Source organism: Psychrobacter sp. CX5 (genome assembly GCF_057621535.2).
Window position 1 is genome coordinate 2,172,861 of sequence record NZ_CM177735.1, and the last position, 18,538, is coordinate 2,191,398.

The 18,538-nt window shown below is 40.9% G+C and carries 12 protein-coding genes; 1 reads left to right on the forward strand and 11 read right to left on the reverse strand.

The features are described from left to right. Positions 1-17: 17 nt before the first annotated feature. The 7 genes from AC21OG_RS08470 to AC21OG_RS08500 all read right to left on the reverse strand — a co-directional run bounded on the left by AC21OG_RS08470 (position 18) and on the right by AC21OG_RS08500 (position 10,385). On the reverse strand, positions 18-1,100 hold the full coding sequence (locus tag AC21OG_RS08470) for an HlyD family secretion protein (protein ID WP_487377641.1): 1,083 nt from the start codon (positions 1,098-1,100) through the stop codon (positions 18-20). Between the two features lie 100 nt (positions 1,101-1,200). Further along, positions 1,201-3,129 (reverse strand): TolC family protein, encoded by a 1,929-nt coding sequence (locus AC21OG_RS08475; RefSeq protein ID WP_487377640.1) that lies wholly within the window; start codon positions 3,127-3,129, stop codon positions 1,201-1,203. Between the two features lie 1,059 nt (positions 3,130-4,188). After that, entirely contained in the window at positions 4,189-4,935 is a 747-nt protein-coding gene (locus AC21OG_RS08480; RefSeq protein WP_487377639.1) for a hypothetical protein, read from the reverse strand. Positions 4,936-5,765: 830 nt separating this feature from the next. Continuing rightward, a complete protein-coding gene (locus AC21OG_RS08485) occupies positions 5,766-6,527 on the reverse strand; it encodes an iron ABC transporter ATP-binding protein (protein WP_487377638.1) in 762 nt (253 codons plus the stop codon). A gap of 150 nt (positions 6,528-6,677) precedes the next feature. Next, complete coding sequence (locus tag AC21OG_RS08490) at positions 6,678-7,811, reverse strand: iron chelate uptake ABC transporter family permease subunit (protein ID WP_487377637.1); 1,134 nt, start codon at positions 7,809-7,811, stop codon at positions 6,678-6,680. A gap of 93 nt (positions 7,812-7,904) precedes the next feature. Further along, positions 7,905-8,972: an ABC transporter permease gene (locus tag AC21OG_RS08495; protein WP_487377636.1), complete on the reverse strand. Its 1,068-nt coding sequence runs from the start codon at positions 8,970-8,972 to the stop codon at positions 7,905-7,907. A 342-nt stretch (positions 8,973-9,314) separates the two neighbouring features. Then, positions 9,315-10,385, reverse strand: coding sequence for a siderophore ABC transporter substrate-binding protein (locus tag AC21OG_RS08500; RefSeq protein WP_487377635.1), 1,071 nt, complete (start codon positions 10,383-10,385; stop codon positions 9,315-9,317). Between the two features lie 1,241 nt (positions 10,386-11,626). Here AC21OG_RS08500 and AC21OG_RS08505 point away from each other — a divergent pair. After that, positions 11,627-13,498, forward strand: coding sequence for a calcium-binding protein (locus AC21OG_RS08505; RefSeq protein ID WP_487377634.1), 1,872 nt, complete (start codon positions 11,627-11,629; stop codon positions 13,496-13,498). 150 nt (positions 13,499-13,648) lie between these two features. Here AC21OG_RS08505 and AC21OG_RS08510 read toward each other — a convergent pair whose 3' ends face one another. From AC21OG_RS08510 to AC21OG_RS08525, 4 genes are all read right to left on the reverse strand, one after another. Further along, positions 13,649-14,221, reverse strand: coding sequence for a DUF3124 domain-containing protein (locus AC21OG_RS08510; RefSeq protein ID WP_486547398.1), 573 nt, complete (start codon positions 14,219-14,221; stop codon positions 13,649-13,651). Between the two features lie 125 nt (positions 14,222-14,346). Beyond that, complete coding sequence (locus AC21OG_RS08515; protein WP_487377633.1) at positions 14,347-15,657, reverse strand: TrkH family potassium uptake protein; 1,311 nt, start codon at positions 15,655-15,657, stop codon at positions 14,347-14,349. A gap of 74 nt (positions 15,658-15,731) precedes the next feature. Further along, positions 15,732-16,385 carry a potassium channel family protein gene (locus tag AC21OG_RS08520; RefSeq protein WP_486547396.1) on the reverse strand — a complete coding sequence of 218 codons (654 nt, stop codon included), beginning with the start codon at positions 16,383-16,385 and terminating at the stop codon, positions 15,732-15,734. A 429-nt stretch (positions 16,386-16,814) separates the two neighbouring features. Continuing rightward, positions 16,815-18,530 (reverse strand): proline--tRNA ligase, encoded by a 1,716-nt coding sequence (locus tag AC21OG_RS08525; RefSeq protein ID WP_487377632.1) that lies wholly within the window; start codon positions 18,528-18,530, stop codon positions 16,815-16,817. Positions 18,531-18,538: the final 8 nt, after the last annotated feature.

Here is an 18,538-nt window from a genome sequence, read left to right on the forward strand (position 1 = left end):
TATCAACAGTGACGGTATTAATTATTATTTGGGGGGTTAATTGACGCATTACTAACGGTGTTAGCATCAGTAGTTGAACCATCTAGCTCAACAATGACACTCATACCAGAGCGAATCTTTGGGTCGGCCTTAACCGGACGAGCTTTGACTTCAAAGGTACGCACATCAAAATTATCTTCAGTATTGGTGGCGCGCCATGTCGCAAAGTCAGACATACTGGCGGTATTAAAGACTTTAAAGGTCATACGGTAAGGGGCATTAGGCTTAGATAAAGCAGGGATAGTGCCTTTAAATTCACTACCGATACTAAAATTGTTCAGACTATTTTCTGTCACATTAAGCACCACCCATTGATCATTGGGGTCAACTAAGGTCATTATAGGCACCCCTTGACCGATGACTTCACCAGGATTGACTATGACATTATCTACGATGCCTGATATGGGGCTTTTTAGATTGGCTTCGTCTTGAGCCACTTGCGCTTCATCGATCTTTGCATCCACTTGCGCAACTTGCGCTTTTGCTGCTTGAATATCCTCTTCACGAGCCCCTTCTAATGCCATCTCATACTTTAAGCGAGCAGCGTCTGCCTTGTCTTGATTGGCTACATATTGGGTATAGGCTTCATCACGTTTTTGGCGGGACATTAGGCCTTCTTGGTATAAGCGGTTGACCCGCTCATAAGTACTTTTGGCCAAATCAGCCGCGGCTTGATTGCCCTGCCAAGCTGCTTTGGCTTGCCCAATTTCTTGCGGTCTGGCTCCATTTTGAGCTTTATCAAGCTGGCTTTGTGCCATATCCTTTCCGGCTAGCGCCTGATTCAGTTTTGCATTAATTTCAGGCGAGTCCATCTCGATAAGCTGTTGTCCCGCTTGTATAGTATCGCCTTCAGTGACCAGTATTTTTGCGATACGACCAGGTACTTTGGCTGCTATAGAGGTGGACTGCATTTCCATTTGGCCTTGCAACATAGCTGGCTTTTGTGCATCTTCTGAACTTTTGTTCAAGCCGTATAGTATTAACCCAATCACAGTAATGACGACTAGGGTAATCACAATATTTCTTAGCATGATTGGACTGGGCTTTTTAGAGGCGTTCATGTTTTATCCTGAAGATAAAAGGTTGGAATTAAGGAGTGACAGGTTAAATGGCGGTTTACAATTTCAAACTGGGTGTAAGGGCTAATAAATTAGGCAGACCCTAATACACAGTCGGCAATTTAATATCAGCAACTGCCATGTATTCATTAAAAGCTTCTGGAGTGCCGATACTATTCATTAACGCAGCCAGCGCTTGCACATAGTCATTCGCGGCTGAAGCCTGTTCTGTGCGGGCCTGTAAATATTTGGTCTGGGCAGTCGTCACATCTAGTGCCGTATTGACCCCTTCTTGCATACCCAATTTTTTCAATCGTAATAACTCCTTAGCAAGTAACACATTACTGTTTAAAGAGAGGTAACGTACGCGGGCATTTTCGACAGATTGCCAGTTTTTCTCAACCAATAGCAGTATATTATCACTCACTTCAATTTTGGATAAAAGCGCCTGACGCATCTGTGCTTGACCAGAGGCGTGTTGCGCATCACTATTCAAGCCACCCCAAAGCTTCCAGCTTGCTGATACGCCGGCTATCCAGCTCGGATCATTGTCAATTTCGTGATAGCCGAACAATGAAACAGTCGGTTTATGGCCTGTATTAGACAAATTGCTTAAAGATTGCGCTTGATTATATTTGGCATCAACTTTTTTTAAGCCTGGGTGGTTTTTTAACGCCAGATCTTGGAAGTATTGTAATGAGGGCAAAGGTGTTGATGAGATAAATAAAGGGGAAGTCGGCATCACAGGGTGAGGTGAGCGTAATAATCGCTGTAAAGCGGTCATGGCCAACTGAGCATCATTACGTGCTTTGTCGGCTTCACTTTGTGCCTCTGATAACGCAACTTGCGCCTCTAATCGTTCAACTCTAGAGATAAACCCTTCCTCTAACATACGCTGCGACATATAGTCAGTTTCTTTCACCGTATTCAGCGCATCCTCACGTAAGTACGCCCCAAGCATCGCAAGCTGCGCTGTAAAATAGCGCTCTATTAGGGTGGTTTGCAGGTCATCGGCATCAAGTAGGGCATCCGCTTGGCTTTCTTGTGTACGTGCCTCTGCTAAGTCGGTCACCGCCTGTGTACGTCCAGCAGTATATATGGGCCAAAGCACGGCTACGCCTGCACTGATGTTAGAGCCTTCAGTTTCAAGCTGATACTCATTAGGTATGGTATTGTCGATAATAGGGGGTAGGATATTGGGATCAATAACGGGATTATTAATAACAGGATCGTTAGAGGGTATTTGAGTAATAGAGTCATTAACACTAGACTTTAGACCAGTGAGGTCTAGATCGGTATCCAGACGGTAGCGAGTGGCACCTGCGCGCAAAAATACCCACGGTTTATTAAGATCTTTTGTGGCATCCGATTGTAATTCGTTTGCCCTAATACCGGCATTATTCGCTCCCAACTTAGGAGACACTTGGACCAAAACATTTTGAGCCTGAACCAAGCTTAAGCTATGTGGCACCACAATACTGTATGCCTCATCAATGGCAACCCCTGTAGTGGGGTCGACAATACTTTGTAGCTCAATCGTGTGATAGTTGCCTTTCTCTAAATTTTGGCCGATCTGATCTACATCAATGGCATCAAATGTCTGAGCTGTAGTAGATTGATGGCTGGTATTATCAGGAAAGATATATTCATCTGAGGCATCATTAACATCATTAACATCATTAACATCAGTAACATCAGTAACATCAGTTTGAGTTGATGTTTGAGTTGGTGTTGATGTTTGTGTTTGTTTTTGGGTTAATAAGGTATTGGCGTCCGTTGTATTCGTATCCGCATTGGCAGGTAGGATACAAAGTGACAATCCACAGGCAAGAGCATATGGCCATATCAGATGGATTGCAGCAGCTACTTTTGGTTTAAATGTTTTCTTTATTAAGGTTGTCTTTAATTGAAAAGGTTGGTCAGTGATAAGTCTCTTATCGGCAAGCGTACCAGACCTGACTGTACTAAAAAAGTCTGCAAAACAGGCCTCTTTACTAACAATCTTAAAGGGGTTTGATTTAAGTAATGACATATCGGCAACTGGCTAATGTTAGGATTTCAATAAAAGGGAGGCGTTAATAACAACACTATATATTGAAAGATATAGAGTTACTATCAGTCCATATCCGACGCTGATTAATGCACTATTATCGAAAATAACTCAATTTAAAACAACGATGTTAAATACGTCTGATTTTATGTCGACTAAGCTATGACGACTAAGCTATGACGACTAAGCTATGACGACTACGATACTTTAGGGGGTTGATTATCATACCTTGCTCACTTACTTATTTGAAGAGCTAAGTATGTCTAGCTGGTTTTTCTATAGGTCATAAATGTCAGGGTTGAATACAGTTTTTAGACACGCTATACCTTAGACTAATGGAGTTAGTGTTGTCTTTTAAGCTTAGGGCGTGTGGAACATTCGACCATCGCACTGGCGGAGACTATTTTTTAGTCAATATGCAGTGAAATTTTTGACGCTTAGTCATTCTAAGTTAGAACCCTAAATTTTTAAAAGCCGCCATATATTGGCAAAAAAGAGTCCCGCCCTCACTCGAGCATAGCTCTCACCTTGCGAACGGGCAAAGCAGTGCTTTGCTTAATCCGTTCTCAGGGCTGATACTAAAATCGCCCCAGACGTTGTTACAAACCTAGCCAAGGTCGAGACATTAGCGTCAGTTTGCGCCTAGTCTGGAACGATTTTAGCTATCAGCAGTGCTAATTTGCGAATGTTCCACACGCCCTAATATTGATAGCGGCTAAAAGGCCCGACATACTGTTGGTGGGGACAAGTAAGACCGTTAGAGCTAAAAAACCTTTCTTTTAAAAAGAAAGGTGTTCATTGTTGTCAGTCGTTTACTGTTAAACAGATATTAAAGTAAACAGATCCTAAGATTGTATTTAAATTGGCTATTTAACATGTCAATATTCAACGTCTATTATTTTTTAACCGATACGCAGTTAACCAATAGAATAGTCCATACTTTAAATAGTCCATACTTTAAATAGTGAGACTTCCCCTTAGGGACAGTACTTTAAAACAGCACCTAAAATCGTACTTAAAACTGTCCCTTACAATGTCAGATTAAGCTTTTTCAAGCTTAGGTCGAGCTTTATCAATGGCCTTAAGTAAAGCTACTTTAAATTCGCCTGGCTCAAACTTGACCACATCTGAATGAGCCGCACAAAGGTTACGAGTATCTTGCCATTTATCTGCTACGTCTTCAGCCCAGTCGCAATATTCTTTACCTGCATTTGGCTCATCTTTTAACGCCTTCTTAGTAGTAGGGTGCAATGATAGCTCAGGCATCACCGCTTTAAGAATTTTGGCAGGAGGAGTCACAAACGTATCATCGACGTGCAAGCTTTTGCTAGCAGGATGATAGGCAAGTAAAGAGCTTGCATGAATCATTTCATTAGGGGCGATGTAATGGATGCCTTTAGGTAACGAGAACTCAAGCTCTTCGTAACGCTGAGTAACGGCTTCGCTTTCTACTAAATCATCTGCCCATGTGACTTCAGGCACCTTTTTTTTATGACGGCTACTGCCATAGTTAATAGCATTTGGAAAATCCTTGGCCATTTGAGCACAGTGCACGGTATGAAAGGGATGTAAGTTAAGAATAGCCTCAACATCTTGTCCGTTATTGGTCAATGACATCACTTTATCACGTACGTCGCCCGTTAACGTGTAGCTGTCTAAAAATATAAAACGACCTGATTCAAGCTTAACCAGTGAGCACTGTGTGCCAATATCTATAACACCGCCTAATTTGAACGAGCCTCGAATATTCCAAAATCCTGATCCTAAATCGATAATGTTATCTGACATTTGTCATTCCTTATTTCTTAAAGTTGTAAAATTTATAAGAGATACCTCATTTTCAACTCTTAACGTAGGCTATGGCTTTAGCCCAACATTTTTAATTAAAAATTAAATTTGCTATGACCATTATGAAAGTAAGCAACTCAGGTGTCTGTAATAAAAATATATTAAATGTTAAGTTTTTAATAAGGGTAATAAGTAATCAGAGCTAAAAAGAGGGTCGCTAAGAAAGAAACATAGAGACATGATATTGTCAGCGTGTTAGCGTATAAATTTAAGTTTGTTATAATAAATCTTTTATTTATTGAAAAAATTAGAAACATCGTCATATTCAAATTTAATTCATTATTGATCTATTAGACTCGACTCGCCTTAATCTTAAAATCAACTTTTTTTAGGTAAGGTTTTAAGAATCAATATGAACGTCACATGCAGTATCTGCATCTTGAGCGTTAATTGAGAATGTTATTATTCTGCTGCTATTAACTAAAAGCGTACTCTGTTGAGAGTACGCTTTTTTAAACTTAAGACCTTTTCTAAACAATGTTGCCTTTTCTATAATATACCTCACTCTAAACTCTTAACGTAGACTGTGGCTTTAGCCCAGTATTTTTGATTAAAGGTTTTGATTAGCTGGGCTACAAGCCCCAGCCTACAATGAGTTTTAATAAGTTGAGAACGGAGTATAAAATAATACCTTTTCTTTAAAGCAACCTATCCTGTTAAGGCTCGGTTAGATGAATGACTAAGTAGTGTATAGTTAATCAGCCCATACATACATTATAAGTACATCATAAATAAATCATTGATCTGCAAGATCGCTAACTGCAACCCCCCTAAACTCGACTATCCACCACCACGGGATACCCATTGTGCTGCAGGACAGTAGCATTAACTCCGTATAAGTCCTTAATGGTATCTTGGGTCAATACGTTAACAGGATGTCCTGTTTTGACCACTTTGCCAGCTTTCATCATGACCACAGTGTCAGCAAATTGGGCGGCTTGATTGATATCGTGTAAGACAATGACCACCGTTTTTTGCTGCTCATGCGCAAGCGCCCTTAATGCGCGCATTAACTGACCGGAATGATACATATCGAGATTGTTTAAGGGTTCGTCTAACAGCAGATAAGGGGTATCTTGACAGACAATCATTGCAATTAACACGCGTTGTTGTTGCCCACCAGAGAGGGTAGATAGATAACGCTGCGCCAAAGGCTGTAGTTCAAACTGTTCAATCACTTCTGCTATTTTTAAGTGATCCGCTTCAGTGGGTCGACCTTGATGATATGGGTATCTACCGAACATCAACAGCTCTGCAACCCTTAAGCGCCCTTGTAAATGATTGCTTTGTGCCAATATAGCCACCGTTTTGGCGAGGGTCTTACTGTCAGTATGGCGAATGTTATGGTCGCCAAATTGGACTGACCCGCTTTGAAGGGTCTGTATACGTGACATGACATTGAACAAAGTAGATTTGCCTGCACCATTTGGTCCGATAAGCGCAATCACTTGGTTGTCTTCTAAAGTCAGATTGATATCGTCTAAGATGACTTGACCATCAATATGGTGACGAATATTTTTAAGTGTAATCATAAGTTCATTTCGGTTGTCAGGATCAATAGGTTACACAAGCTAGGGTGCTGGAGTTTGTTAAATTAACAGCCTGCAGTTTTAAGTTATAAGTTATAAGTAATAAGCTAAAATTAGGATGGTTTAAAAATAAAATTAGATGTTTAGAACTCATTACATTTTTAGGTTCTTTTTAGGGTACTGTTTAAGAATCAACGCAATAAATACAATACCGCCCAATAGCTCGATAACAACAGATAAAACGCCAGCCATCCCTAATATTTGCTCAAAGATCGTTTGACCTAAAATTAGACAGGTCATGGCGACTATGCTGACCAATAAAATTCGCTCACTGTGATGCATGGAGCGACTAATGCGATTGGTTAAGGCACATACCAATAGCCCTAGAAATACGATAGGACCAACGAAAGCAGTGGCAGTTGCGACCAATACGGCAATAATGACCAGTAATTTCAAAGTGAGCGCAGGATAATCTATCCCTAAGTTGATGGCATTCGCGCGACCGAGCATCAGTACATCTGCCTGATAGCGCCACCGCCAAATAATCACAGCACTGATAAAACATACCGCCAGACTGAACCACATTAAGGTTGTATTGATGGTATTAAACTGAGCAAAACTCGCTGCTTGTACCACCACAAAGTCTTCAGGGCTAATCATACGCGCGATTAAACTGGATAAACTTCTAAATAGAACGCCAAATACGATACCGACCAGTATCAGTTGAGACAATGACTGCTGCGAGCGCTTAAATAATAGTTTAAATAGTAATAATGACGCGCCGACCATCAGCACTACTTCTAATCCGAATTTCAACAAAGGCTGAGTCGAGAATATATTGACCGACCCCAAAAAGAATACCAGTAGACTTTGAATCAAAACGTATAATGCATCAAACCCTAACAAGGCAGGCGTCAAAATGGGGTTGTGAGTTAAGCTTTGAAACAGCAAGGTAGAGACGCCAATACAATAGCCGACAATCATCAAAGCCAATAATTTTTGACCGCGAAAGGGCAGTATAAAGTCCCAATTACCGTGCGCATTGAGCGTCATAAATAACACACAGCTTACTATCAGTGCGACTAATCCGAAACATACTGGCTTCGTCCAAAGACTTTGAGACGGCAGTGGCAGTATCTGCGCCGAGTCTGATGTAACTGTCTTACTCGGCTTTGTGCGTTTAGGCTTTGAAAATTGAAACGAGGGAGAAGTCGCTGTATCGCAGGAGTCGCCTGCTGAATCTGATACTGAATCTGGCTTAGTGACAGCTTGCTTATGTAGGTTCATAATCGACTTAGCGCTTAAATAAAAGGAATAGAACAGTAACGATTGAATATTGTTATGGTTTTAACGGTTGTTAATAGACGAGCTTTAAAACCTTTAAGAATGGATGTTAACGTTTTTAGGTTTAGGAATTCGGAGTAGTAACCATAGAAAGACCACAGCTCCCAGTACCCCAAAAATGGTCGCAACGGGTATCTCAAATGGGTAGCGAATACTACGGCCCAAAATATCACACAGCAGTACCATGCTAGCGCCAAAAAGGGCAACCGCAGGCAAACAGCGCCGTAATCGATCGCCCATTAGTTGACTAATGATATTGGGAACCACCAAGCCTACAAAAGGAATGGCGCCCACTGTGACCACGACCACTGCACTAATCATAGCTACTGTTAAAATAACAAACCAAATGACGACGCGCTGATTGACCCCTAGATTAATGGCTATAGCATCTCCCAATCCAACAATGGTCAGTTTGTCGGCCAATAGATAGGCAATAAAGGCCAAAATGCCAGTGAGATATAGCAGCTCATAGCGACCCGCTAAAATGGTAGAGAAGTCGCCAAAGCGCCAAACCGATAACAGTTGTAACGACTCAGTCTGGTAGGCGATAAAGGTAGTTACCGCTTCAATAATACCGCCAAACACAATACCGACTAATGGCACCATTAATAGTTCTGTCGCTGGCAGAAATTTAATAAGCCGCATAAATAACACCATCCCGAAGATGGCACACACTGTGGCGATTAGCATCTTACTAAACAGACTGCTGGCAGGCATGAGTAAGCTGACCACCAATAACCCCAATCCTGCACTTTGAGTGGCACCCACCATCGAGGGATCAACGAAGCGATTTTTTAACACCACTTGCAAAATCATCCCAGCGACGGCTAATGATGCACCAGTAAGGATTATGGCGATGGTACGGGGTAGGCGGCTGACCAATAACAGCTGCAAGTCATTACCCGCGTTATGCTGCATTAACACTTGCCATAGCCCATGCCATGTAAAATCAGCCACACCCAAAGACACGCTTAGTAACACCAAGCCTGCTAACAAACAAACACTCAAGGTATTGAGTATTGCAGGGGATAACCACGCTGGCCTAGACGAATCTTCCGAAAATGAGGATGTGGCTGAGCTTTTAAACGCTGAGCTTTTAAACATAGGCGTCAAACTTATCCGTTTTAAAATTTGCCATATCTATAGCTATTAGTCATCAGTTTTGAGCCATATTTTGAGCCATAAATAATGGATAAAAGTGGCCTAATAACGTATACCGTTCCTATAAAAGGTTCTCTAAAACGACCTATCCTTTGAAACTTGTTCAGGCTCATTAATCTTACTATGTGTAAGCTTTACACCTTGCTCGACATAGTCATAGGCAACTACATCAGACACAAGGCTACCGAGCGCAAGTACTACTTGAGTAGGCTTAGTGAAGGTAACGCTGTCGCTCTTTAGTTTGCCTACGACTATAGGTCATTTTAAGAGTGGGTATGATAAGGCTTACTCGGCCAGTTTATCGGCTTTGCTTAATTGATCGGCCACGATTTTGGCATCATTCATCCATTGATAGTAGCCGCCAAAGGCTAAGTATGAATCCGGACTCAAGTAGACGATGTGGTTGTTTTTCCAAGCCTTGGTTTGATGTATTAAGGGGTTGTCTAATACCACATTTGCTCCGACACCTTCCTCACCAATAGCGGCGGTTCTATCGAGTACAAATAACCAATCTGGATCTACTTTTTGAATGTACTCAAAGGATACCGGTTGACCGTGAGGTGCTTGTTCAATGTGGGTGTCGGCTGCTGGGATACCAAATTCATTATGAATAAAGCCAAAGCGCGACCCTTCGCCATAGGCAGAGAGTTTATTGCCATTGACCATTATTACCAGACCGTTTCCTTTGCCTTCACTGGCAGCTTTGGCACGGTCTATGGCTTGGTCAATATCTTGTTGCAACTGCTGTGCTTTGTCTTTTTTGTTAAACAGTCTACCTAAGTCGGCTAGACGTTGGCGGCTAGACTCATACATGTTTTCAGTATCTATAGTGAGATCTAGCGTAGGCGCCATTTTACTTAAGGTGTCATACTTCTCAGCCATGCGTGAGCCGATTAAGATGGCTTGCGGCTGCATCTGGTTGAGCACTTCCATATTAGGCTCAAATATAGTGCCTACATTGGTGCTTTCTGGGGCATTGGCAGCCTTGAAGTTGTCTAAGTGTAGATTCTCAGGGAGTCCATCTACCGCGATATCAAGGGCGGCCAAATCTTGCATCAAAGTCATATCATAGACAACAAGAGGTCTTGGATTGGCAGGCAGCTTCACATCACCACGAGCAGTGTCAATCGTGACCTCAGCGCTGTTGGTTGCCGCTGTGTTGTCAGGAGTTTGTGCTGACTCAGTGGCGCTTTGCTCAGTCGCAGCCGTTTTCTCAGTCGCAGTCGTTTGTTCAGCACCTGAGTCATTGGCAGAGTCTTGAGGTGAGCAGCCTAATAGAGCGCCGCTGATGAATAAGGAGAGTAATGCCAGTTTGGTTTTTGGAAAAGTGTTAGGTAGGGATAATGAATTAAACATAAAATCTCGCTTATCTGTCTATTATTATCGATTGAAAAGGACTAGGTATCTATTGAAAGGGCTAGGTAATCATATTCTAAATACGCCACGCTTTGACGTTTAATAACCTGTAAAACCCTTTTGAATGAATAGGTTATCTCTAATAATTGGTTTTTAAGATGACTATGATACGCTTTTTTAATTAAAAAACAAATGATAATTGTTCGTATTTAAAAAAGTTTAAACATTTAGTGTATGGGTTTGGTTTATGGTTTTAATTTAAGGCCAGTATGTCTGGATAGTTCGTTAGTATGTGGGGTAATAATCGCTAAAACCGTATTTTAATGAGCAAATAGTTGTCACGTGTGATGAAGCGAAGCGTAACCCAAGGAGTGTTAAAGACAGTTGCCGTACATAGTTTTAGAGCTTTTATACTATAGCTAATCTTGCTTTCCACTACTATCTTGGTTGGCACTCGGCGAGTCGCTAAGTGTTAGCTCGTTCCTGCTACCGCGATAACGAGCTAACCCAAGCGCCTCTGCCAAGTGCTGCACCAAGTATATCCGCTACAATCAAGGCTAAACGGCTTACTTTACTCATGCCTGCCAGTATTGACAATCATATCAACTTAAAAACGTTATGTAGCAACTGTCACTATATTGGACGACACAGGTGAGGCTCAAATGATGCTTATATTAAGCCCTCACTATGACACTAAGATCTTAAATCATTTATTTTATTGCTAAATCCCGCTCTATCCCGTACGTTACACGGGTTGAAAATGAGCAAGTACGTTTCAACAGACCCTAGTTAACTTATAAAAGTTATGAAAGTTATAAAAGTATCGAGTCATCAAGCTCAATAGTCTTAAATTGCATCTATTAAGTTACTTTTAATTATCCTTTTACTATATTTCAAAAATACTATTTCATAAGCTTCTATTATTCTATTCTGGAATTAACAAAATACCCATTATTTTAATAAACTATTGATTTTAATGAGTTTAAAAGGCATAATTTATTGCGCTTTTTTAAATTTCTTTTAAAATAATGTTACTACGTTTTTCATTAAGCAGCTCATTTTACCAAGGTTTAATCAACGTTAGTCAACTTCAATTACCCTTCAAAATAGTAAAGCGACATTATCCTAAAGTGACATTGCAAAGTAGCAATATGTCAGTCACCTTGATTGTATGGCTCTCAATGGAATGACTAAAGTCAACAATAGCGCATCAAAACAATACCACGTAAGGACACAATAGTATGGCCATGTTCGATTATAAAAATTACTCAAGTGATGAATCAAAAAAGTTAGCAGACGATGCAAATCGCCTGTCTACCTACACCAATACCTCAAGTTTCTTGGGATTTATTCCAGGCGACGATGTACTAAATGGATTAGGTAAAATAACTGGTGACCTCTTTCCCAATAAGACCGATATCGGCATTCCTGAAGGGTGGCGTGAGTTAACGCCTAGTGATTTAGGGGTTAGTGATGACTTAGTCGATAAGTCAGGCTATTTCAAGATTGAAAGCTTATATACCGGTACCGCAGTAGAAGGTCCTCAAGCTAAGATCTTTGGTCAGTATGACGAGAGTGGTAAGCTTGTACGTATTAACCTAAATATAGCGGGTACCAATGACTTACCTGATATACTCGATTATTTAAACTTAAACAGTCATGAAGGTAAAGAGCTGTTAGAGCCAATACTGCAAATCGTTAAAGATTATGCCATTGCGAATGACTTGACAGGCAGTGATGTCTTGATAAGTGGCTATAGTCTGGGTGCAGGTGTGACTAACGTCATTGCCGCCGAGCGTGAAGGGTTATCCGACGGCTTCTTTACTGACTCAGATTATATGGCATTTGCCGTACCTGTTATCTATGATAATCCCGACGTCGTCCTAAATTACGGTTATGAAAATGATGTGGTCCATCGTGCAGCGGGCGATGCGCCAGACTTCTTCTCAGCGGTCGCAGATGGTGAACCTGGTTTAGTAAACCCTGATAAGAGCTACGCCAGCTCCATGGACAATGTGGTGTTATTTAATGATGTTTATGCGTCACCAATTTGGGATTTGAGTATTTTTTCTTTATTAAATATTCCTACAGGCTGGTATGCCCATATCAATGGATTTACCACCGATGCTATCACTCGTATTGCAAACTCTTCATTTTACGATTATACCCAAAAAGACAGTACCGTCATTGTTGCTGATTTGACAGCCGTGATGCGTCCGATAACGTGGGTACAAGATGATGCCTCTCATACGTCTAGTCATTTTGGTACGTCAGCCTTTCTAGTCGGTAGTCAATACGATGATTTAATAGCGGGTGGCTCAAATTTCGATTATATCGATGCTGGCGCAGGTAACGATACGATTAGAGCGGGCAACGGTGTCGATCATATTGATGGTAATACAGGCGTGGATGAAGTACGCATCGAAGGCCGTAGTAAAGACTGGGATGTCTTTAAGATGGAAGATGACACCTTGTTTTTCATCGATAAATGTGGCAGCAATCTGGTCGAGGCTGACAATGTTGAGTCGGTGAGTTTTAACCGTGAGCTCATGAGCCACAACCATAATTACACCATCACTGATAGCGGACTTGACAATACTCAGCCTATTCGTAAATGGTTTAGTAAAAACGATGTTCAGTTTTCAGACCACATTGAAGGTAGCGACAGTAATGATATGCTAGAGGGTCAATTTGTCTTTGCTCGCGAAGGTGATGATATCATTAACGGTACTGAGCTATCAGATACGTTGCACGCCGGTAGCGGTGATGATGTGATTTTAGCATTCGCTGGTGATGATCGCTTATATGGTGCTGAGGGCAATGATACCCTCAATGGCGGGGCAGGCGATGATATCTTAATTGGCGGCACTGGTAATGATATATTTGTCATTGATATCTTATCAGGCAACGATGTAATCGCTGACTTTAATAACGATGCTGGCTATCAAGATACCCTTCAGTTCTCCTCTGAATTGTTTTCAGATATGAGTCAATTGAGTGCTCAAACGACTCAAAATGGGTCTAATGTATCTGTGGCAATAGGTAATCAGAGTTTCTTAACGGTTGAGAACTGCTACGTCGATGATGTTTTAAGCTGTTCTGTTATCGCTTAACTAAACTCTTATAAATTAAATACTAAAATTTTTTCATAAAAAACTCAGCAAATTAGCTGAGTTTTTTAGTGTTCACAGAGAATTTGTGTCGCGTAAAATTTTAAAAGTAAACGATGCTATTCTGCTTCAAATAATTTCTGCTTAAAGTAACTAATTTTTTGTATGATTGAAATAACCATCTTTAGCTGAGTCTTCAATTACAACGCCTTTACTACTAAATGAAAACGCTTTATTGCTAAAAGTTCCAACCATAATAGATTCAATTAATGGTGAAACATTTTGCGCTTCGCTTTCGATGGCCACCACAAAGTTGGCACCGTCACCGCCTGTATCATCATTTTTTTCGACAATATAGTTGAGCGTTCCCATAGGCGGTAACTCAATAGATTTATTCAGATAAGGACGAACATAATCCCCTTGAGTATTATAGTAATCAATTCTAGTCACATATAAGCTGTTATCTAAGCTGGTATTACGAATGCTCAAAGTCGCTGATAACATAACTTTAGGAGTTTCTTCATCACCATATATATTTGAATAAACAGGGACATAAAACAGGTGTTGATAAGCCATATTACCCTTAGGCATATCGACTTCAAGTTTTTTTATCGGGTCCTTATGATCTTCATTGTACAAAATATTTGGATCTCGCTCAGGGGGGTTACACCCTACTAAGCCAGCGCTTAATAGCAATAGCGTCGCCAATAATGATGTGGTTTTCATATCACTCCTTACGGCCTGATAGTCAGAGAAGCAGCCAAGGCCATTTATATAGTGGACTGAATCATAATATCATTAACTCATAACTCTCTTAGAAATGTAAAACGATATATCTATTACGTGATAATTTAACCCACCAATATATTGGTTTCTGGATAGTTGACCCGAGTAGATCTTGGCATGGCAATTAAATAAGCCAGTGTCAACGGTCCCAAGCGCCCTGCAAACATCATAAACATAATGACAATTTCACCTGCATTACTTAAGCGAGTCGTCAGGCCTCTCGTTAAACCAACCGTACTCAAAGCAGATACCACTTCAAAAAGAACATCTTCTAAGGGATGATCCGCCTCAATAACGGATAGAATAAACACACTTAAAAATATTAACATCATTGTTATGCTAATGAGCGCTAGTGACTTTCTGACAAGTCTATCGGGTATACGACGCTCAAAAATAGTAACATGATCACGTTGGCGTAAAAAAGCCCAAGTCGTCAGTAGTAAAATAACAAAGGTACCTACTTTAATGCCGCTAGCAGTCGATACTGAACCGCCACCAATAAACATTAAGAATATAGTCAAAATGGTGCTGGCATCAGTGAGTCCATCCACAGGTACAGTATTAAAACCTGCCGTTCTAGGTGTAATAGCTTGAAACCAAGAGGCAATAAGCTGATCACCTAAGGTAAAATTCCCCATAGTATTGGGATTATTATGCTCTAACAACCAAAATAAAACAAATGCAACTACATTCAAAGCAGCCGTAGCCCCAAGCATTAACTTGGTATTAACGTTTATTTTTGACCATCTTTTATTTTCAATTAAATCTTTTATGACAATAAAACCCAGTCCACCAATAATGATAAGGGATGTGATGGTAATATTTATCCCAACATTATGCACATAAGGCATCAGGTTGTCATTACTTAAGCCGAAGCCTGCATTGTTGAATGCTGATATCGTATAGAAAAAACCACTATAAAGGGCCTCAGATAGGGGCATTTCTTTAGCAAAAAATAGTGATAGAAAGATAAATCCTATAAGCTCAACCGTCAATGCAATAGCGATGACAGATTTTGCAGTAGAGGTTATATCGCCGAAGCTTGCATCCGCAAATGCTTCACGCGCTATTTTCTGTCCAGCAATATTTAGCCGTCGTTGTAAGCTTATAAATGCAAAGACCGCAAAGGTCATAAACCCAAGTCCACCTATCTGAATAAGAGAGGCGATAATGACCTGACCTAAACGGGTATAGTTGGCAGTGTCCACAACTGCGAGACCTGTTACTGTTACAGCGGATGTCGCTGTAAAAGCGGCTTTAAGCCATGAAACGGGTTCAATAGAGCAGGCGGGCAGCATTAACAAACAGGTGCCTATGGTTATGACGACCAGAAATCCTACTGACAAAATCATAGGCGGTGATGTTAAAATAGACATTCTTTTCTTTGGCATATTACCTACTTTTAAACCCAATACGCTTTCTTTTGACAATAATTTAGATAGATAACTATTTAAATAGACAATAGTTTTTTGGCTAATATTTTAAGATCATTCACATCGCCTTTAAAGACCAAACGATCTGGGTATTGAACATACATATCATCAGTAAAATCTTGGAACACATCATCATTACGAATAATGAGTAATAAGGATGTTTCAGGGTTTTTGTACTTAATTTTACCGATATTGATGGGGGACGCATGTTCTGGTAGATCGATACGTACCAGATACTCTTTATTACCCAGTGATAGATACTGCTTCATCATGGGATAGGCCATAGATTGGGCGATACGAATACCCATATCTTGTTCAGGATGGATGATATTGTTAACGCCAAGACTATTGAGAATATCATGATGAGCATCTGTCTTAGCTTTTACCCACAAGTTCTTCACCGGTAATTTAATCAGATTTAGCGTACACAATAAGCTGGCTTCCAAATCTTCACCAATACTTACGATGACCCCATCAAACTGACTGAGGTTAAGTTCTTGCAATGTCTCAATATCAGTGGCATCGGCAATAACAGAATGCGCCAAGGTATCACTAACTTTATTGACTTCATCTTCATCTAAGTCAATACCTAACACCTCATTTCCCAAACTTTGTAGCTCAAATGCGCACGCTCTACCGAACACGCCTAATCCTATAACAGCAAATTGCATAGTCACCTCAGTTTATATTTAGGAGCTGGTATTAAATAACTTGTATTAGGTCATACTGATATTATCTTAAATACGGATTTTTGTATGCCAGATGATTGTCAGTGCCCACAAATAAATGGGTAATAATTATACTCCTAAACCCATTCAATTAGAAAAGTTATGTTTATATTCACAACTAAAAGAAACAATAAATAATACTATTTATATAAAACAAGTGCTTTATATAAAACGAGCATTTCTGCATACAACTTTTTATAAAAAGATCCGCCAAAAAAACCTCTATCGGCGATTTAGTCCCTTTAATAGCAAAAGGGTAACTATATACCAGATAGAGGCTCTTATTTAACTTAAGAACACAGGCTTAGTAGTGTACTTAAGCCTTTAAACGATGAATAATTTATCACTTAGAGCTTTTAGCGAAGCATCGTATCATGAACTGACTTTCGCGATAACGTCATCACGACTGAGTAACTGCTTTTCACCATCACGACGATCCACATATTCATATTTGTCATCACCTAAGTTGCGATCAGAGACTACAATACGATGCGGGATACCTATTAGCTCAAGATCTGCGAACTTCACACCAGGACGCTCATTACGATCATCAAGAATCACATTCAGCCCTTTGGCTTTTAGCTCTTCGTATAATGCTTCTGCAGTATTCATCACCGTGTCTTCTTTCGACTTCATCGGTACAATAGCGATATCAAAAGGAGCGATAGAGTCTTGAATATCAGGCGTATTTGGCCAAATAATACCGTTCTCATCATGGTTTTGCTCAATAGCGGCAGCAATGATTCGGCTGACACCGATACCATAACAGCCCATCATAAGCGTGACAGGTTTGCCCGTCTCACCCATCACTGTGCAGTTTAGGGCTTTTGAGTATTTATCACCCAACTGGAAGATATGACCCACTTCGATACCACGTTTGATACTTAACGTGCCATGACCATCAGGAGAAGCATCGCCATCCACTACGTTACGTATATCAACTACTTGAGTAATGGTCGCATCCCGATCCCAGTTCATACCGGTGGTATGCATATTTGGCTTATTGGCACCAGAGACAAAATCTGCCAATGCTGCCGCCGCACGATCGACAAATACGGGCATATCAAGATCAACACCGATATAGCCCTTATGTAGACCCGCTTGTTTCATTTCTTCTTCAGTGGCAAAGGTAAGTGGTGTAGCTACTTCAGAGATTTTTTCCGCTTTAATATCATTTAAGGTATGATCGCCACGTAGTACTAGGGCTACTAAATGCTCTTCACCTTCAGCAGTTTGACCTTTTACGATGAGGGTTTTAACCGTTTGCGATAGTGGCACGTTTAAATGCTCGGCAACCGCTTCACAAGTCTGCATATTTGGGGTGTCCACATCTTGACGATTTTGAGAAGGCGCAGGGCGCTCATCATGGCAAATCGCTTCTGCTAACTCAACGTTCGCCGCAAAGTCTGAGCTGTCAGAGAAGGCAATGGCATCTTCACCACTACCTGCCAGTACATGGAACTCATGCGAGGCTGAGCCACCGATTGATCCTGTATCCGCCAATACCGCACGGAAGTTAAGACCCAAGCGACTAAAGATACGGCTATACGCCTCATACATTTGTTGATAAGTCGTCTCTAAAGAGGCTTGATCGACATGGAAAGAGTAAGCATCTTTCATAGTGAATTCACGAGCCCGCATGATGCCAAAGCGAGGACGAATTTCATCACGGAACTTACTTTGAATCTGGAAAAAAGTAACCGGTAACTGTTTATAGCTGCGTAATTCGCCACGGGCTAAATCGGTAATGACTTCTTCGTGAGTGGGTCCCAATACAAAGTCGCGATTATGACGGTCTTTGAAGCGAAGAAGCTCTGGACCATAGTCCTCAAAGCGTCCTGACTCCTGCCACAATTCTGCGGGCTGAGTCATTGGCATATAAACTTCTTGTGCCCCGATATTTTGCATCTCTTCACGCACAATTTTTTCAACTTTTTGCAACACCTTCAGCCCCATGGGTAACCATACATAAAGACCAGAGGCGAGTTTACGGATCAAACCGGCTCTAACCATTAACTGACTTGATGCGATATCGGCATCGTTAGGGGTTTCTTTTAGGGTAGCAAACAAAAACTGGCTGGCTCTCATAACTGACT

Bases quoted from the DNA above. Each gene is read 5' to 3' on its own strand.
- AC21OG_RS08470 (WP_487377641.1), bottom strand. From the start codon at position 1,100: ATGAACGCCTCTAAAAAGCCCAGTCCAATCATGCTAAGAAATATTGTG.
- AC21OG_RS08475 (WP_487377640.1), bottom strand. From the start codon at position 3,129: ATGTCATTACTTAAATCAAACCCCTTTAAGATTGTTAGTAAAGAGGCC.
- AC21OG_RS08480 (WP_487377639.1), bottom strand. From the start codon at position 4,935: ATGTCAGATAACATTATCGATTTAGGATCAGGATTTTGGAATATTCGA.
- AC21OG_RS08485 (WP_487377638.1), bottom strand. From the start codon at position 6,527: ATGATTACACTTAAAAATATTCGTCACCATATTGATGGTCAAGTCATC.
- AC21OG_RS08490 (WP_487377637.1), bottom strand. From the start codon at position 7,811: ATGAACCTACATAAGCAAGCTGTCACTAAGCCAGATTCAGTATCAGAT.
- AC21OG_RS08495 (WP_487377636.1), bottom strand. From the start codon at position 8,972: ATGTTTAAAAGCTCAGCGTTTAAAAGCTCAGCCACATCCTCATTTTCG.
- AC21OG_RS08500 (WP_487377635.1), bottom strand. From the start codon at position 10,385: ATGTTTAATTCATTATCCCTACCTAACACTTTTCCAAAAACCAAACTG.
- AC21OG_RS08505 (WP_487377634.1), top strand. From the start codon at position 11,627: ATGGCCATGTTCGATTATAAAAATTACTCAAGTGATGAATCAAAAAAG.
- AC21OG_RS08510 (WP_486547398.1), bottom strand. From the start codon at position 14,221: ATGAAAACCACATCATTATTGGCGACGCTATTGCTATTAAGCGCTGGC.
- AC21OG_RS08515 (WP_487377633.1), bottom strand. From the start codon at position 15,657: ATGTCTATTTTAACATCACCGCCTATGATTTTGTCAGTAGGATTTCTG.
- AC21OG_RS08520 (WP_486547396.1), bottom strand. From the start codon at position 16,385: ATGCAATTTGCTGTTATAGGATTAGGCGTGTTCGGTAGAGCGTGCGCA.
- AC21OG_RS08525 (WP_487377632.1), bottom strand. From the start codon at position 18,530: ATGAGAGCCAGCCAGTTTTTGTTTGCTACCCTAAAAGAAACCCCTAAC.